This window comes from Flavobacterium sp. PL002 (assembly GCF_054165825.1).
In genome coordinates, this window is record NZ_CM135110.1 from 74,990 (window position 1) to 90,019 (window position 15,030).

18 protein-coding genes are annotated in these 15,030 nt (G+C 29.7%); 2 read left to right on the top strand and 16 right to left on the bottom strand.

Annotated features, from left to right (window positions below):
* Window positions 1-243 precede the first annotated feature (243 nt).
* Window positions 244-1,446: an aminotransferase class I/II-fold pyridoxal phosphate-dependent enzyme gene (locus tag ACVEGE_RS00290; RefSeq protein WP_173854187.1), complete on the top strand. Its 1,203-nt coding sequence runs from the start codon at window positions 244-246 to the stop codon at window positions 1,444-1,446.
* Between the two features lie 708 nt (window positions 1,447-2,154).
* On the opposite strand, the gene ACVEGE_RS00295 is transcribed toward ACVEGE_RS00290, so the two are convergent.
* The 7 genes from ACVEGE_RS00295 to ACVEGE_RS00325 all read right to left on the bottom strand — a co-directional run bounded on the left by ACVEGE_RS00295 (window position 2,155) and on the right by ACVEGE_RS00325 (window position 7,941).
* Window positions 2,155-2,478: a LytR/AlgR family response regulator transcription factor gene (locus tag ACVEGE_RS00295; protein WP_173854188.1), complete on the bottom strand. Its 324-nt coding sequence runs from the start codon at window positions 2,476-2,478 to the stop codon at window positions 2,155-2,157.
* A 25-nt stretch (window positions 2,479-2,503) separates the two neighbouring features.
* Complete coding sequence (locus ACVEGE_RS00300; RefSeq protein ID WP_192500655.1) at window positions 2,504-2,974, bottom strand: hypothetical protein; 471 nt, start codon at window positions 2,972-2,974, stop codon at window positions 2,504-2,506.
* A gap of 150 nt (window positions 2,975-3,124) precedes the next feature.
* Window positions 3,125-3,805: a Lipl32 family lipoprotein gene (locus ACVEGE_RS00305; RefSeq protein WP_192500654.1), complete on the bottom strand. Its 681-nt coding sequence runs from the start codon at window positions 3,803-3,805 to the stop codon at window positions 3,125-3,127.
* 42 nt (window positions 3,806-3,847) lie between these two features.
* Window positions 3,848-4,468 carry an SIMPL domain-containing protein gene (locus tag ACVEGE_RS00310; RefSeq protein WP_192500653.1) on the bottom strand — a complete coding sequence of 207 codons (621 nt, stop codon included), beginning with the start codon at window positions 4,466-4,468 and terminating at the stop codon, window positions 3,848-3,850.
* Between the two features lie 28 nt (window positions 4,469-4,496).
* Window positions 4,497-4,916 carry a hypothetical protein gene (locus tag ACVEGE_RS00315; protein WP_192500652.1) on the bottom strand — a complete coding sequence of 140 codons (420 nt, stop codon included), beginning with the start codon at window positions 4,914-4,916 and terminating at the stop codon, window positions 4,497-4,499.
* 346 nt (window positions 4,917-5,262) lie between these two features.
* Window positions 5,263-5,904: a response regulator transcription factor gene (locus ACVEGE_RS00320; RefSeq protein ID WP_192500651.1), complete on the bottom strand. Its 642-nt coding sequence runs from the start codon at window positions 5,902-5,904 to the stop codon at window positions 5,263-5,265.
* Between the two features lie 3 nt (window positions 5,905-5,907).
* On the bottom strand, window positions 5,908-7,941 hold the full coding sequence (locus tag ACVEGE_RS00325) for an ATP-binding protein (RefSeq protein ID WP_192500650.1): 2,034 nt from the start codon (window positions 7,939-7,941) through the stop codon (window positions 5,908-5,910).
* 206 nt (window positions 7,942-8,147) lie between these two features.
* Between ACVEGE_RS00325 and ACVEGE_RS00330 the strand changes: the two genes are divergently transcribed.
* Window positions 8,148-9,368, top strand: a complete 1,221-nt coding sequence (locus ACVEGE_RS00330) for an IS4 family transposase (protein WP_192501455.1) — start codon at window positions 8,148-8,150, stop codon at window positions 9,366-9,368.
* A gap of 212 nt (window positions 9,369-9,580) precedes the next feature.
* On the opposite strand, the gene ACVEGE_RS00335 is transcribed toward ACVEGE_RS00330, so the two are convergent.
* From ACVEGE_RS00335 to ACVEGE_RS00375, 9 genes are all read right to left on the bottom strand, one after another.
* Window positions 9,581-10,030, bottom strand: a complete 450-nt coding sequence (locus tag ACVEGE_RS00335) for a hypothetical protein (RefSeq protein WP_192501918.1) — start codon at window positions 10,028-10,030, stop codon at window positions 9,581-9,583.
* 70 nt (window positions 10,031-10,100) lie between these two features.
* On the bottom strand, window positions 10,101-10,664 hold the full coding sequence (locus ACVEGE_RS00340; RefSeq protein WP_192501917.1) for a hypothetical protein: 564 nt from the start codon (window positions 10,662-10,664) through the stop codon (window positions 10,101-10,103).
* A gap of 320 nt (window positions 10,665-10,984) precedes the next feature.
* A complete protein-coding gene (locus ACVEGE_RS00345) occupies window positions 10,985-11,335 on the bottom strand; it encodes a hypothetical protein (protein ID WP_192501916.1) in 351 nt (116 codons plus the stop codon).
* Between the two features lie 216 nt (window positions 11,336-11,551).
* A complete protein-coding gene (locus ACVEGE_RS00350) occupies window positions 11,552-12,109 on the bottom strand; it encodes a hypothetical protein (protein ID WP_192501915.1) in 558 nt (185 codons plus the stop codon).
* A 436-nt stretch (window positions 12,110-12,545) separates the two neighbouring features.
* Window positions 12,546-12,926, bottom strand: a complete 381-nt coding sequence (locus ACVEGE_RS00355; protein WP_192501914.1) for a YbbC/YhhH family protein — start codon at window positions 12,924-12,926, stop codon at window positions 12,546-12,548.
* A 15-nt stretch (window positions 12,927-12,941) separates the two neighbouring features.
* On the bottom strand, window positions 12,942-13,385 hold the full coding sequence (locus ACVEGE_RS00360; RefSeq protein WP_192501913.1) for a hypothetical protein: 444 nt from the start codon (window positions 13,383-13,385) through the stop codon (window positions 12,942-12,944).
* 241 nt (window positions 13,386-13,626) lie between these two features.
* Window positions 13,627-13,806: a hypothetical protein gene (locus ACVEGE_RS00365; protein ID WP_254598224.1), complete on the bottom strand. Its 180-nt coding sequence runs from the start codon at window positions 13,804-13,806 to the stop codon at window positions 13,627-13,629.
* A 124-nt stretch (window positions 13,807-13,930) separates the two neighbouring features.
* Complete coding sequence (locus ACVEGE_RS00370; protein WP_173857108.1) at window positions 13,931-14,176, bottom strand: hypothetical protein; 246 nt, start codon at window positions 14,174-14,176, stop codon at window positions 13,931-13,933.
* A 189-nt stretch (window positions 14,177-14,365) separates the two neighbouring features.
* Entirely contained in the window at window positions 14,366-14,926 is a 561-nt protein-coding gene (locus ACVEGE_RS00375) for a hypothetical protein (RefSeq protein WP_173857107.1), read from the bottom strand.
* Between the last annotated feature and the right edge of the window lie 104 nt (window positions 14,927-15,030).

Consider the following 15,030-nt stretch of genomic DNA (forward strand, 5'->3'; position numbering starts at 1 on the left):
CACATAAGTAGTTTATAAATCTATATTTAACACTACTCATTGATTATTAATCTACAAATTCCTTAATTTGATATAAGTTTCTTGATCGCACAAGATCCCTAGCCCAGTATAGAAGCGGCATCTCCCGATTTATAAAAACAAAGCTTTTTTTTAAGCTGTAGTTTTTATTTATTAGGAATATAGCGTCCCGAAAGCTTTCGGGAGCTGGAAATAGCTAATAAAAACTAATTTAAAAAATAATATATGAGCAATTTTAATCCCGCAGACAACATTCAGGATTTACAGTATTTTGGTGAATTTGGTGGTGTAAACCCATCCATTTCTGACTCATCGACCTATACCTTTTTATCAGCAAAAACAATGTTTGATACTTTCGAAGGAAACATGGAAGGCTGTTACTTGTACTCCCGTCACTCCTCGCCTAGTAACTTGTACCTTGACAAAGCCTTGGCAGCAATGGAAGGAACAGAAACTGCCAATGTTTCGGCTTCAGGAATGGGAGCGATCACGCCTACGCTATTGCAATTGTGCGGTACTGGCGATCACATTGTATCAAGCAGAACCATTTATGGAGGTACATACGCTTTCTTGAAGAATTTTGCTCCTAGAATGGGGATCAAAACAGCGTTTGTAGACATTACAAAACTAGATGTAGTTGAAGCTGCAATTACGCCAGATACTAAAGTGCTCTATTGCGAAACGGTGAGTAACCCATTACTGGAAGTTGCTGATATTGCTGGATTGTCTAAAATTGCCAAAAAACACAATTTAACTTTAGTGGTAGACAATACGTTCTCTCCATTATCAGTAACACCTACTAAATTAGGTGCTGATATTGTGATCCATTCTTTAACAAAATACATCAACGGAAGTAGCGATACTGTGGGTGGTGTCACTTGTGCGTCACAAGAATTCATCAACAGTTTGAAAGATGTAAATAGTGGTGCAAGTATGCTACTAGGTCCTACAATGGACAGTATGCGCTCAGCGAGTGTGATGAAAAACATGCGCACATTGCACTTGAGAATTAAACAGCACAGTTACAATGCGGCTTACCTAGCAGAACGTTTTGAGAAAGACGGACTAAAAACTGTTTATCCAGGTTTAGCAAGTCACCCGAGTCATAAAATATATGCATCGATGATTAATCATGAGTATGGTTTTGGAGGGATGATGACGTTAGATGTAGGTTCTCTGGCTAAGGCCAATGCTTTGATGGAGTTAATGCAGTCTAAAAACCTAGGGTACTTAGCAGTAAGTTTAGGATTTTATAAAACGTTGTTTAGCGCTCCTGGAACTTCTACATCAAGTGAAATTCCGATGGAAGAACAAGCCGAAATGGGATTAACAGATGGTTTGATTCGTTTTTCTATAGGACTTGACAATGATATTGAACGTACGTACCAAATGATGAAAACTTGCATGCAAGAACTTGCTATCCTATAATTTTTTAGTTGTTTTACTGTAGAAAATCCGCTTGGGAGTAATCTTGAGCGGATTTTTTTTATTTTAAAGTTACAGCTTGCCTTGAACGTTTGCGGAATCTTATTTCTCTCAGTTTCCTTATCAAAAACTAAAGATATAATTTCCCATTTGTTATTAGCATAAAAAAGTTGCAGACTGTTTATTCCTCGTCTTACTACCTCTCCTCCTTTTTGTAATCTGGTTTCGTAGGTACTCCAAACATTAGCTATATTACCAAAAATTTTTACTTCTCTATTAATTTCATTTTCATAAAAAGGGGTTTCTAAAACCATTAAATCTGTTTCTTTTTGAAAGTCTTTTAGTGATAATGTTAGCTGTTTAGACTCTCCATTAATCATTGAATAATAAGAATAAATGGCTTTTGAATTATGAAGAGAAGCATCTCTTTTCCATTGTCTAACTTCACCCGCTTCACCTGAGACTACTTCGTAAAAAGCCTTCATTAGTCCTTCAATCGTTGAAACATCCTCAATCAAAGGAAATAAATTATCAGTATTGGGTTGTTCGGTATTCATTTTTTTATTTGGCATAATTAGTATCATTAGTTAAAAATTGTTCTTTTATAAAACTATCTGAGAACAAACTAATGCCATTTAATTCAGTCTGAAAAAAATTTTATTTACTTGGTTTGATTTTTTATTTAGAAGGCACTACCATTTATGTATCATGTCAAAGCATTAACTTATTAATTCTAAGTGTAAGGCATTCTCGATAACTCTTAGCTACAGTAATCTTACTACCAGATAATAATAAATGATTGTCTTGAAAAGAATCAATAGTAGTAAGATTCACAATATAAGAATTATGCACCCTCATGAATTCATCAGGCAAGGTATCAATCAACTCTTTTAAAGACTTGTAATAACTATATTTCTTATTTGTGGTAGTGATAATTTCAACATAATTCCCCAAACCTTTAATGACTTTTATTTCATTAAAATTAAGTTTAATCAATTTTTTATCAGATTTAATGAACGCAAAATTAGTTGCCATTTATAATTGTTTTTGGTTAGTAAAATTACTGCTTGTTAGTCCATATTATTTTATAATTGGGAAACTGCTTGACCAATCGTTCCTTTATTTTTTTTAATGAACTAGAATCAAAATTTTCATATTCGATCTCAATTCCCACCAGATGATCGCTTAGACACCAAGCTTTAAAAACCAACCTCTGATTGGTTTTGGAGGAATAAAAAACACTTTTCTCGCCAAATTCAATTCCATAATTCATTATGTAGAGTTCAGTCAGTGCTTTTTGGATTTTAAGTTTAATACGTTTTTCAATTGTTAACTTAATACTATCAGGACTTATTTCATGAGATGACTGAATTTCAAAATCGTTATTTGATAAATTATCTTGTAACTCTATTGAATACTCTTTAGACCAAGAATAATTTCTATCATAAGTGATGAATTTATAAAATAGAAAAACCATTATTAATAATAGTGTCACAAAAATCAACAACTGCTTTATGTACCTTTTTTTCAAGAGAATAAATTTTAAATCATCAATTTAATATTACTAGTTAATTACAAATATATTTTCTTTTTACTTTCCCACTACAAACAATATCAAAAAAAAACGCCTCTTTATTTACATAAAGAGGCGTTCAACTAAAATACGAATGTCTGTTTTATATTATAGTCCTTTTTTTAATTCTTCAATGGTTTTAGCCATTACAACGCCAGGTAATTTTACTGGAGCAGCAACTTCGGCTAAAAATGTTCCTTTAACTTCTCCTGTTTTGTAAGTTGTAAAACCAATACGGTACAAACCAACAGTTAAAGCTTTTGTAGGACTCCCCATTTCGCTTTTGTATCTTAATAAAGAATTGTAGCTTCTTCCACTAGGTTGTTTCGGCATTTCACTACTATCATCATTACTAGCAAGCTTTGTCCAAGTAGCGTTTTTAGCAGCATCAGCTGTGATATCTTCTTTCTTGAAAATAGTAGAACGCTCTAGAGTAATGTAAGTATCAAAATAATCGTTAGATGAAGCGTTTTCTGTATAAGCAGCAGCTGTAATTGCATCTTTAACTTTTGTCTTGGCTACTGGAGAAAGCATTCTTACTCCAAGTTCTGGTGCAACAGCAGGAACCCATAGGTAGATATAATAGAATTTTTTGTTGTCTACTATTTCATCTTCATTACCTGCAGCTGCATATCCTAAATAAGAAATAACATCTGTGTAAGGAACTTTAATTGTCTTTGGTCCCACTTTTTTCTCAATTGAACTTCCAAACTTTTTTAATTTTTGTGCTTCTGCGTTAAACATACTGCAGAAAGCAAATACTGATAATACTACTAATTTAATTTTCATGTTTGTTTTAGTGAATTTGTTAATTTATAGACATTCTTGTTTTTATTTTAATTCGTAGGCTACAGTTACTGTATGGGCTTGTTTTGCCGTAGTTCCATAGCCATGTATGAACTGTGCATTGGTGTTTAAATCTGAAATTTTAACGATTTCTCCAATATTTTTATTTAGTTTTTTAGCTATAGTTTCTGCTTTTTCTTTTGCATTAGCAATCGCTTTTGTTGACAGTTCAATTAATTGTTTGTCTGTTAGTTTTGCTGCTTCTATCTCAGTATTACTAATAGACATTCCTGGTGATTTTAATTGTGTCAATTTTCTAAATTCGTCTTTGTCAGAAGTTCTTAAAAAATAATATTCTGACAATTCCTTATTTTGCGAATAAACCATAGCAAACTCGTAATAGCTATTTCTTTTAAACCTGCTAAAATCTATTCCAATTTTTTCTAATTCTTTTATGAAATTTTTCTTAACCACATCAAGTGAAGTTGCTTCTACTTCTAGTTGCCCTTCATACACAAGTATTTGCTGTAAGGCAATTACAAGGGTATAACTATCATCTCCCACTACTTTTTCTGTTTCTCCAACTACTTCAATTGTACTTTTATTTTCCTGTGCAATTGATGGTAATGCAACCAACAATGCGATTAAGCAAACTATTTTTTTCATAATTATTCAAATTAAATTTTAGCTTTTTTTAAAAGAAAAGAATGTTGGCTACAATCATCCATGCACCTACAAATAACCCAATGATACCTAGTTTACCTTGCTTTGGAGCTAACTTTTCTCTTAGAACCATTGCTTTTTCTTTAGCAGCTTCATTTTTAGATAAAACGTATTTATTAATAAGGCTAAACCCTAACATAAATCCTAATATAGATTGGATGATGTTTCCTGCTAATAAAGATGCCCACCAAATTGGAAATGAAGTAATCCAACCTAAGTTTAGAATAGAAAAAACAATACCCCAAACACCGTAGAAACATAAAATAAGTCCAATCCAACCTTGGTAAGGCTCTATCTTTTCTAAAAGTTCTTTAGCGTCTGGTTTTTTTGATAATAATAAAGAAGGTACTGCAATGATGCTTAATAAGATTAATGTAATTCCGAAAATCATAATTTTTGTTTTTAATGGTTAAAATTTGTTTGTTTTTATAATTGAAACACCCTAAGTTTTTTATTTTTATCTAGTGGTATTTCTTATTATCTTCTGCAAATTTAGACCAATAGTTCCCCTGCTGTAACCCCTTATTTAGTGAAAATGAATACCCTGAATTCAGGGGTCATAAACATAAACAACTCATAATCAATAATAAAAAAATCAATAAGAATGTTTTTTTTTTAATAATAAACAATGCTAATTATTTTTTTGGGTTAAAACCGCTTATTTAAAATTTGACAAAAAAAAGGCTCTATTATAAAATAGAGCCTTGGTGTATTATTGATTTAGGATAGCTAAGTTATTAAGATACATATCCCTTTTTAATGGCATATTTAGTAAGCCCTGCTAAATTTCTAACGTTAAGTTTAGTGATAAGATTTTTACGGTAACTTTCAATAGTATGTTTACTTAAAAAGAGTTTATCAGCGATTTCCTGTGTTGTAAACTCCTCTGCTATTAGTGAGATCACTTCAATTTCACGTTTTGTAAGTTTAATTTCTTGGTCTTTATTCTTTTCAAATTTATTTTGAAGGTAAATATCTTTTATTTCTTTCGAAAAATATTTCTCCCCTGCTAAAATAGTTGCTATAGCCTCTAGAAATTCTTCCTTTTGAGCATTTTTTTGAAGATAACCATCTACATTGCTTTCTATCAGTTCATCAATAATTCCAGGTGTATTGTGCATACTAACTACTAGCGTTTTTATATCCTTAGCGGTTTCCTTTATCCATTTGTTGAGCATAATACCGTCTACTTCCGGCATAGTAACATCTGTAATTACAAGGTCAATTTTTTCTTCTGTATTTATCGAAATATACTTTTGAACATGACCACCATGTTTTGCTGTATAAAGAATATTATAATTACTCTCTGTTTTAAGAATGCTTAATAAACCATCCAAAAACATTTTGTGGTCGTCAGCTATAATGAGATTATAGTTCATGTGTTATGCTTTTAAAGGGATTTCTATATTGATGCTGGTTCCTCTCTCGAGTTTAGAATCGATATGTAATGTGCCGTTATAATTTTCTACTCTATTTTTTATATTCGTTAAGCCTATGCCTAATGTTGTTTTAGACAAATCAAACCCTACACCATCATCCTCATATACAAAGAAGATGCAATCATTTAAAAGATCGAACTGAATGTCTATGGTGGTGGCTTTAGCATATTTTAGGGTATTGGTTGTTAATTCTTGAAAAATTGAGAATAATTCGTTCTGCAACACCTTGTCTAATGAATTAATATTTTTTTCGTCATAAAATGAAACATGTGTACTTAATTCACTAGCCTCTTCAACAGTATTCACGTATTCTTGAATTAAAAACACAAAGTCGTTTTCTCTAATATTTTTAGGTAATAAATTATGTGATAAGTTCCTTACTTGCTCATAAGTATCATCTAATTGCCTATAAATTAATTTTAGTTTATCAGGATGGTTAGAGAGTTGGCTGAACTGTAATTTTATAGCGGCTAGGTTACCTCCTACACTATCATGCATTTCTTGTGCTATTTTTTTACGTTCTTGATCTTGCCCGCTAACAGCTGCTTTAATCAGCTTTAATTCTTGATCTTTTTTTAATGAATTCAGGCGTTGTTCATTAATTTCTTTTTCTTTTAAGTTTAGCAAACCTTGCGCTTGTAGTTTTTGATAATAAATAATTAAAAGAGCAATCGTGGTTACTAATAAAATGAAAAAAGCCACCAGAACAATGTATTTAATTGTCTTTTCTCTATCTAGCTCTAAGGCTTTTAAAACTTCTTTTTCTTTTAGAAGAGCAATTTCATTTTTACGTTTTTGAACGCCGTTTTGTAACAACAGCACTTGATTTTCATTCTGTTTTGCAATTATGGCTTTTTGAAGTTTGTACTTTTCAATATCAATATCTTTATTCTTGATATTCAAAGTCTTATTAAGGTTTTCGATACTTAAAAATTTTATTTTTTTTTCTTTCTCAAAAGTTTCAAATTTAATTTCTAAACTATCAATCGCTCTTTCCTTTTGAGAACTAGCTATAGAATCCTTTATTTCATGATATCTAATTCCATAGATATAAGCACTATTAAAATCTTTTTTTCGAGCATAAATTTTCTCTAACATAAGATAACTATGCATCAAGATATCTAGCGCTCCCAATTTCATTGCTTTTGGAAAAGCGCTGGTAAATATCAATAAGGCCTCTCCGTCTCTATTTTCATTGTATAATAATGTTCCTATTTTATCTGTAGTCTTAAGTTCTAAACTATAGAACCTGTTTTTAAAACTTAACCTTTTAGCTTCGTAATACGATAAAAGAGCTTTATCTATTTCATTATTATCCAAATAATTATCCCCTATATTATCAATAACACTTGCTAAAGCATATATTTTGTTAGCATCCTTCTCACAAATTTCTTTGGCTTTTTGTAAATAATCATTTGATATCTTGTATTTTGAAAGAGAGGAATAGATTGAGCCTAAATTGATGTAGCTGCCTAAAATAATATCTTCATCCTTGGAGTATTTTATACATTTTTCAAAAATAGCTAAAGCTTCTTTATTCTTATTTAGTGCAATATAAGTACTTCCTAAACCATGTAAATGGGAATAATACAAGTTCATTTCTTTTGACTTTTCACTAAGTTCAGCGCCTTTAAGATGCCATTTTTTACTCTCATGATACAAACCTTTATTTTTATTATTTAAGGCCAGCAGTTGGTAAGCTAATATAGTCAATCGGTTGCCTAAAGAATCGTTTACATTCCCTTTACGTGCAAGCGCTTGTTGGGTATAATAAATAGAAGAGTCTATAGCGGCATATTTATTATGATAGTACGCTAGTAATAGATTAGTGTTTGTTAAAGCCTTATTTGTTTTGAACCTGTGTAAGGAAATATGGGCTTCCTTGTATGCTTTTTTATCAGACCCATTATTAAAATCGTAAAAGAGCGCATCGACTTTCTTATCTTCTCTTGCTATAGAAGTCGCCGTTTGTGCCAAACAAAGAGAACTGTAACACCAAAAAAAAAGTGTGAATATTTTTTTAAATTTAAAAAGCATGCGCAAATGTAAGAATTGTAGAAGCGATAACCACCCCCGAAAACAGTGATTTACTATTTTAAAACATTGTTGTCCGATAAAAAAAGAAGCCAAATTAATGGCTTCTTAAAATAATCGTAATTTAGAGTTGCAAAATTCAAATAACGATGGGTAAAAATAAGTATTTTTCGACTAAGTCTGTTTTCGGACAGCTAATTTCTTTAATAGATGACTCCATGATTCAGAAAGCTGTTGAGAAATATAATTCAGACCGATATGTAAAACGTTTCAAGAGTCAAGATCATCTATTTAGTATGATATTTTGTTGCATAGAAAAGTGCAACTCTTTACGAGAAGTATCTGGAGGAATGCTTGGTTTGTCAGGTAAGGAAGAAACTGTTAGAATCAACTCTCTTCCCAAAAAGAGTACTTTGGCGGATGCCAACAAGGGACGTAAGGTTGAGTTTTTTGAAGAAATTTATACCAATTTACTTCAGAAATATAGCTTCGTTTTATCGGACAGTCGAATTAAAGAAGCTTTGAAGAAGAATGTTAAGATTGTAGATAGCACCACAATAAGCTTGTTTAAAGATATATTAAAATGTGTTGGTAGAAAGTCTGTTGACGGAAAAAGTAAAGGAGGAATTAAATCGCATAGTGTGATAAATGCCGATGAAAAAGTACCAAGTTTAGTTTGGTTCACATCAGCCATAACGCATGATCATCAGTTTTTGAAAAGACTAAAATGCGATGAACATACCGTTTATATATTCGATAAAGGATACAATGATTACAAAGCTTTTGAGCATTTTACAGCTCAAAAAACAGGTTTTGTAACGAGAATAAAAGAGAATGCAAAATATGAAGTAACACAAACAAATGACATTCCAAGGAACATTCACTGCGGTGTTTTATCGGACGAAATAATTGAAGTTGAAGTCAATAAGGAAGGCGTAAAAACCAAATTGAAATTAAGGAAAATAATGTACTATGACAGAGAACACAAAAGAAGATTTGAGTTTATTAGTAATTTGTTTGACTTTAGAGCAGACACAATAGCTGCACTTTATAAAATACGTTGGCAAATAGAGCTTTTGTTCAAACAAATCAAGCAAAATTTTCCTCTAAAATATTTTTTAGGAGACAATGAAAACGCTATTAAAATCCAAATTTACTGTGTTCTAATAGTAAATCTATTGCTAGGCGTGATAAAGAAAAGCTTGAAACGACAATGGTCTTTCTCGAATTTAATTAGTTTTTGTAGAATTCATTTATTCAATTACATTCACCTAACTAAATTCTTAGAAAGTCCTGAAAAAGACTGGGAATTAGATCATATAAAAGATGGTCAAATAGGTTTATTTGATGATTATTTAGCAACTGGATAAAATTCGATATAACAAACCAAAAATTATATTTTTTAGTACATCGAATTCTCAAGATAGTACTCGAAAACAAGCTGAACTAGGTTAAAACCTCGTCAAGCCTTGCAAAATAAAGAAAAAATAACTTTCAAATTATTTTTACCGGACAACAATGATTGTAAAAAAGTAAAAATTAATTATGGCCAAACCATAAGATGCAAACCTTAAAGATTATTTTAAACAGCAGTAGTGTTTAATTTTTTAATAAGAGTTAGTAACTCTTGGGGTTTTCGGGTTGCAATAATTATCGTTTTACCATTTAATAACACTATTTCAATACCGTATTTAATTGTAGAGATCTTGTTACTGTTGTAATATTTGTAAAGAGCTAAAAATTTAGTTTCAAAAAAGACTTCGAATTCAATTAATTTGAAAGACTTAATCTGTTTTAAAATGATATTTTGATTGCTCTTTATAAGGTTACTATGTTTTATTTTATCTAAATCTACTTTAGTGTCAATTGCCTTAAATGCAACATACCTCATAAAAGTTAGAACTATAATGCCGTAAATTGACGACCAATATAATTCAGGTTTGAATAAAATAGGTACTAAAAAAATCAAATAATGATACCATTTAATACCATATTCTAATTCTTTGAAAACTATTGTATCTTTTTCATTCATTTATAATGCCTTATCTTTTACTAGATTAATCAAATCGTTAAATGTTATCAATCTAAAAAAATTTATTAATTTAAGTAAATTTCTTTTTTTGTTTCACACTATAAATCATTGCGAAAACTAATCCTATAAGTCCTCCTAAATAGCTAAAATTATGCATTGATCCCACCATAATAAAATGATTCACATCAAGTACATTTTCAGGTAAATTCCAATCAGCTAAGTTGTCATTTATAAAGAGTTTCCCAAAACCCAAACCAACAATTCCAGTAATTAATGCAATAGCAATTGTTAAACAAAAAGCCTTGATAGTTACTATAAACATCACTTTTCCGTTTTTGTGAATTAGCCCTAGAAAACCCAGAAATAAACCTATAATCATCCCAACCCACCAAGTTGCTAAAAAACCTACAATTGCTGCTCCTAGTCTTGGATTATCAAGTTGAATTTCTGGATTCATATCTGTTCCAATATTTTGTGCTATACCCCAACTGTCAATTCCAAATTGAATAAATTTGAATTTTGTATAATATTCATTTGAAACCGAATACGTTATTTGGTCATGAATCATACCATAAAACCCACCTAAAATCGGTGCAATAATTAAAATTAATAGTAATGTTATAAATTTATTCATTTAAAAATTAATTATATAAAATGCTAGCTATTCAAATAGTGGTTGCATTGTAAAGCTTGTTACTAATTAGGTGTTTTATCTAATATTTTTTTATTGAGTTGTTCCTGTTTAACAATTACTTTTTGAAAATCTTTATTTTTAGGCAAATTATCCTCTTGAAATTTTTCAATTACGGGAATCGTTAAAAGCAATTTTAAAATAGTATGACTGTCATTGATACTTTTTTGGTTGTTTGCTATTTTTTCTACGAGATGATTAAGTTCTTTTGATTGCTGATCGTATTTATCTGAACTTAGTTTTATAATCTCTAAAATTTTAATTTAAGTTACGCTATCTTTAATTTGATTTGCTAAGAACGTTGCGTCTTCATAAAAATGCTGTGACTTTTCATTATAATTATAAAAAATATTTTGCGTATTATTCGTATCAGTTGCAAAGTTATTAAGCTCCGTTTCTAAACTATTTAATTCTGGTTTTTTTTCAACAAGTTCTTGATATAATGCATCTACTAAATTTCCGCCAGGTTTAGAAAACCTAGCTAAACTTGATTTTTCTTGCAGTGCAACAGGATTTTGATCTTCGACTATAATATTTTCATTATTTCCATTATTGCAGGAAATTATAAATATTGCACTAAAAACAGTCAAGAATCTCATCATATAAATTTTCATAAATAGTTATTTTTATTTGCTAGTTATTAAAATTACTGGTACTAAAGTTTGAATCGAAATCCGTATTAAATCATTTATTTTTGGAAAGTTATTTTTATTGTATTTATTTAAATAGATGTGAATTCATAAAGATTGAGCTTTCTCGTTGACAGAAACATGATTTTAAAGCTCAATACCACTAAACTCAACCTATTTTGAGATGGCTTTTAACGTTAATTAGTCAACGATAATTTTATAATTCTGTTCTTCTAATTTTCCAAATCGATAATAAATTCTAAGTTCCTCAGAAAACATTTTTATATTTTTGGTTTCAGTTTGAAGAAAAAAATATTTTTTATAACCTCCATCTTTTCTATATATCTCGATATAATTTTTAACGCCATTAGATTTTTTACGTTCCCAAACTCTGGTATTTCCATTAAATTTTCCGCGGAAATTATCACTAAGAATATTTATTTTTTCAATTTCGTAAATTGTAAAAACATCTAAGTCACAAGTTATTTTTTCCGAATCTATAACTAAAAACCCACTTAATTTTCCATTAGCACACTCGTATTTAAAAAAGTTACTTATGATGAAATAAAGAGAATATAAAAAAGCAATTATCACAGCAAAAACACTCCATGAACCAAAATCTTCTTCATATACAGGAAATATTGATTTTACAAAATTAAACATAAAAAGTAGTGACCATAAAACCAATGCAATTAATAAACTACTATCCATTTCAAATGAGTTTTTCGGCTTATATATTTGTAGTTTATTTTCCATCATTTTGTAAATTTTTATTACTCAGTTGGTGCATTAGTGCTAACATTTTAGCTGCTCCAAGAAGTGGCGTCTGGATTGCGTTCATAATCTTAGCAAAGATTTTTTGGCTGAAATAATATTTCTTGCAAAGGATAAGTAATAACTTATTTAGCAAACAGGCAGTATTATAAATACGTTGATTTTAATTAGTTAATTCGTAAAACGGCTCTTTATGCTCAAATGTTTCAAAATTTTCATTTTCAAAAAACAATATAAACGAACCTCCCCACACTTTCTTGGGCTTTAAGTATTTGTTCTAATTCGGTATTTAATGCTTGCATTTCCACTAATTTTAATGCTTCCTTTTAAGTAAACCATTTATATTCTATTTCCTTGTCTGGCGATTGTACTATTTCTCCAGCTATATCAAAACAGCTGTTGATGGCTGGCTTTTTCGTTGTTATTTTCCGTGTGTTAATTTAATTATTTGTCCATTTGTTGAGTCTAAAATGATTAAAAATGTTCCGCCAAACATATTTTGTGGAAGTGTTCCATTTAAAACCCAATAATTGTCTATTTGGTTTATTTCGTAAGGTCTTTGTTTGATTATGTTGTCTTTTCCGTAAATTTTAAATAGAATTGTTTCAGCAATTATTACCGCTGTTTCTTTGTCTGGAATAACTGTGTCAACTAAAATTTGCTTTTTCTTTTTGTTAGAAAGTGCCTCTTTTAGTTCGCTTTTTGCATATTCAACGCCAAATTGCGTTCTGTCACTTTTAGTTTGCCCACAAGAATTCAGACTTATGAAAATTAAACCAATAAAAACGATTTTGAAATTCATATTTTCCTTAATTAATTAATTATTTCGACCAAAAAGCGTTGCTTTTCCTTCTTGATTTTCTGCAATTTGAATTAATTCTTTTTGAAAATTGTCAATTGCTGATGGTTCAATAATTATTTCAAGTTTCAGCTTATCTTTTTCTTCACTTCTGTATTCAGTAGAAACATTTTCTTCCAGATTTAATTCAACTCCTAAATGTCCTGCATTGTCAATGCAATGATATTTCATTGAGAAATATGCGTAACTATCTTTCTTACCCATTTCGTAAAATAATTTTGAATCATTTTTAGGAAATTGAAATAATGATTTGGCAAAACCTTCTAAAGATTCGCTTGTTTCATAAACTTCGGTAATACCAAAATAGCGACCATTTGAAGCAATTACTCGAAATTCAAACATATCTTCATCTTTCCAAATAACTTCTAATTCTAAATATGATTTTCTGTTATTTAACTCCATTTTTATCTTTAATTACTGATTTTTAGTTATTTAAGACAATCTTGCCACCAACTAATACACAACATCAAATATAAACAACATTACTTACATTTTACTATTTTCGTATTTATAAAAAAACCGCCTTGAAATCATCAAGTCGGCTTTGTTTTTTTATGCTACTTATTATGCTTCGGTAAAATTCAATTTTGTTTTTTTGGGCCAAAGCTAAAAAAATTACAAACTGATTGTAACAGTTCCGTTTTTACCAATTCCATTTAAGATTTTCTTGGTATTCAATATTTAAACTTCTCGCTAACGCTTTTAAATTTTCAGTCGTGTTTTCGGCATTATCTAGTTCTCTTTTAGGAATTATAATTGCTTCTGGCTGTAAACGAATAAAAAAATATCCTTGAGTTTCAATTATAATTCTGATTTGAGACATATAAAATTGTGTGTTTCCTGCAACACTTTTAACATCAATTTCATTTTCAGTAATTTTAAATTCTACAATTGTGTCAAATCTATTTTTATATTGCTGAATACTTTTTTTGAATATTTTTTTATATTTATTTATATTTATTTCTCATAATTTGTTTGTGAAAAATTAAAATAAAAAAGGCAATTAATGCTAACATTATAGCGTTGAAATTCTGTTCTTGGTATATAAAAATTACAATTAATACAGAGATAATTATTAAAAATAAAAATATTATTTTTTCTGAATTTTTTTTAAATGATTTTTCAACATCAAAATGATATAGATTTAATTCTAAAATATCTTCTTCAGTTAATTTATATTTAATGTCAATCATTTTTCCTTCTATTTTTATTGGATCTGTAAACTGACAACTAACGTCTTACGACAAGCAAAATTGGGAAACTTGTTAACCGTGACATTTTTATTAAGATAGTAGTATTGCTATAGATAAACATGAATTTATTACTTTTTTACCAATTTTGAAAACCTGTTGTTAGTGTCTGTTTCTCTATTTTTTTTAAGTCTAAAACAAGTTTATTATTTCAATTAATACTATTCCGCCAAGAACAAATGGTAGAAAAAAGATAATCAAACTGATTGTTGACCACAATAAGAAACTTTTGTTCGTATTATTTTGATTGCTAACTTTTGCTCTAATTGCTGCTACTGTTAGATTACAAATTTCTGATTTTGTCAATCCACAAGTTAGCGCATTTCTCATAGTACGTCCATTTGTAAATGCTTTTAAGGTAGATTTTCTGTGAAATAAAACCCCTAACCCCATAGCCCAAAGAGTCAAAAGCCAAGGTATGACAAAGTTCCCCCAACCTCCTGAGGCAATTTCCCAAGCTGATACTGCACTTTCTCCTTTCCAAGAGATATTATTATCAGTAATTATGTGGTGAATGTCGTGCAAATAAACATTTTTTTTTCTGCTTTCAAAGTTTGGAAGTGGAATTGAAATGAAACCAAATTTTATCCAAGCAAATTTCTTATTTATTCCTCCATCCTCTCCAAAGACATTTTTATCATAAAATTCTTGGATAGATTTCCCAACCGTTTTATTCAAATCGATTATTTCCATATATACTTTTATGAGTTTTTCTGCAATAAAATAACCAACGTGTCGCGGCTTGCAGAAGTGGCGAACTTCGTAACCGATTATTTTCAGCTAAGATAAAATTTCTT

Bases quoted from the DNA above. Each gene is read 5' to 3' on its own strand.
- ACVEGE_RS00290 (WP_173854187.1), top strand. From the start codon at position 244: ATGAGCAATTTTAATCCCGCAGACAACATTCAGGATTTACAGTATTTT.
- ACVEGE_RS00295 (WP_173854188.1), bottom strand. From the start codon at position 2,478: ATGGCAACTAATTTTGCGTTCATTAAATCTGATAAAAAATTGATTAAA.
- ACVEGE_RS00305 (WP_192500654.1), bottom strand. From the start codon at position 3,805: ATGAAAATTAAATTAGTAGTATTATCAGTATTTGCTTTCTGCAGTATG.
- ACVEGE_RS00310 (WP_192500653.1), bottom strand. From the start codon at position 4,468: ATGAAAAAAATAGTTTGCTTAATCGCATTGTTGGTTGCATTACCATCA.
- ACVEGE_RS00315 (WP_192500652.1), bottom strand. From the start codon at position 4,916: ATGATTTTCGGAATTACATTAATCTTATTAAGCATCATTGCAGTACCT.
- ACVEGE_RS00320 (WP_192500651.1), bottom strand. From the start codon at position 5,904: ATGAACTATAATCTCATTATAGCTGACGACCACAAAATGTTTTTGGAT.
- ACVEGE_RS00330 (WP_192501455.1), top strand. From the start codon at position 8,148: ATGGGTAAAAATAAGTATTTTTCGACTAAGTCTGTTTTCGGACAGCTA.
- ACVEGE_RS00335 (WP_192501918.1), bottom strand. From the start codon at position 10,030: ATGAATGAAAAAGATACAATAGTTTTCAAAGAATTAGAATATGGTATT.
- ACVEGE_RS00340 (WP_192501917.1), bottom strand. From the start codon at position 10,664: ATGAATAAATTTATAACATTACTATTAATTTTAATTATTGCACCGATT.
- ACVEGE_RS00345 (WP_192501916.1), bottom strand. From the start codon at position 11,335: ATGAAAATTTATATGATGAGATTCTTGACTGTTTTTAGTGCAATATTT.
- ACVEGE_RS00350 (WP_192501915.1), bottom strand. From the start codon at position 12,109: ATGATGGAAAATAAACTACAAATATATAAGCCGAAAAACTCATTTGAA.
- ACVEGE_RS00355 (WP_192501914.1), bottom strand. From the start codon at position 12,926: ATGAATTTCAAAATCGTTTTTATTGGTTTAATTTTCATAAGTCTGAAT.
- ACVEGE_RS00360 (WP_192501913.1), bottom strand. From the start codon at position 13,385: ATGGAGTTAAATAACAGAAAATCATATTTAGAATTAGAAGTTATTTGG.
- ACVEGE_RS00365 (WP_254598224.1), bottom strand. From the start codon at position 13,806: ATGTCTCAAATCAGAATTATAATTGAAACTCAAGGATATTTTTTTATT.
- ACVEGE_RS00370 (WP_173857108.1), bottom strand. From the start codon at position 14,176: ATGATTGACATTAAATATAAATTAACTGAAGAAGATATTTTAGAATTA.
- ACVEGE_RS00375 (WP_173857107.1), bottom strand. From the start codon at position 14,926: ATGGAAATAATCGATTTGAATAAAACGGTTGGGAAATCTATCCAAGAA.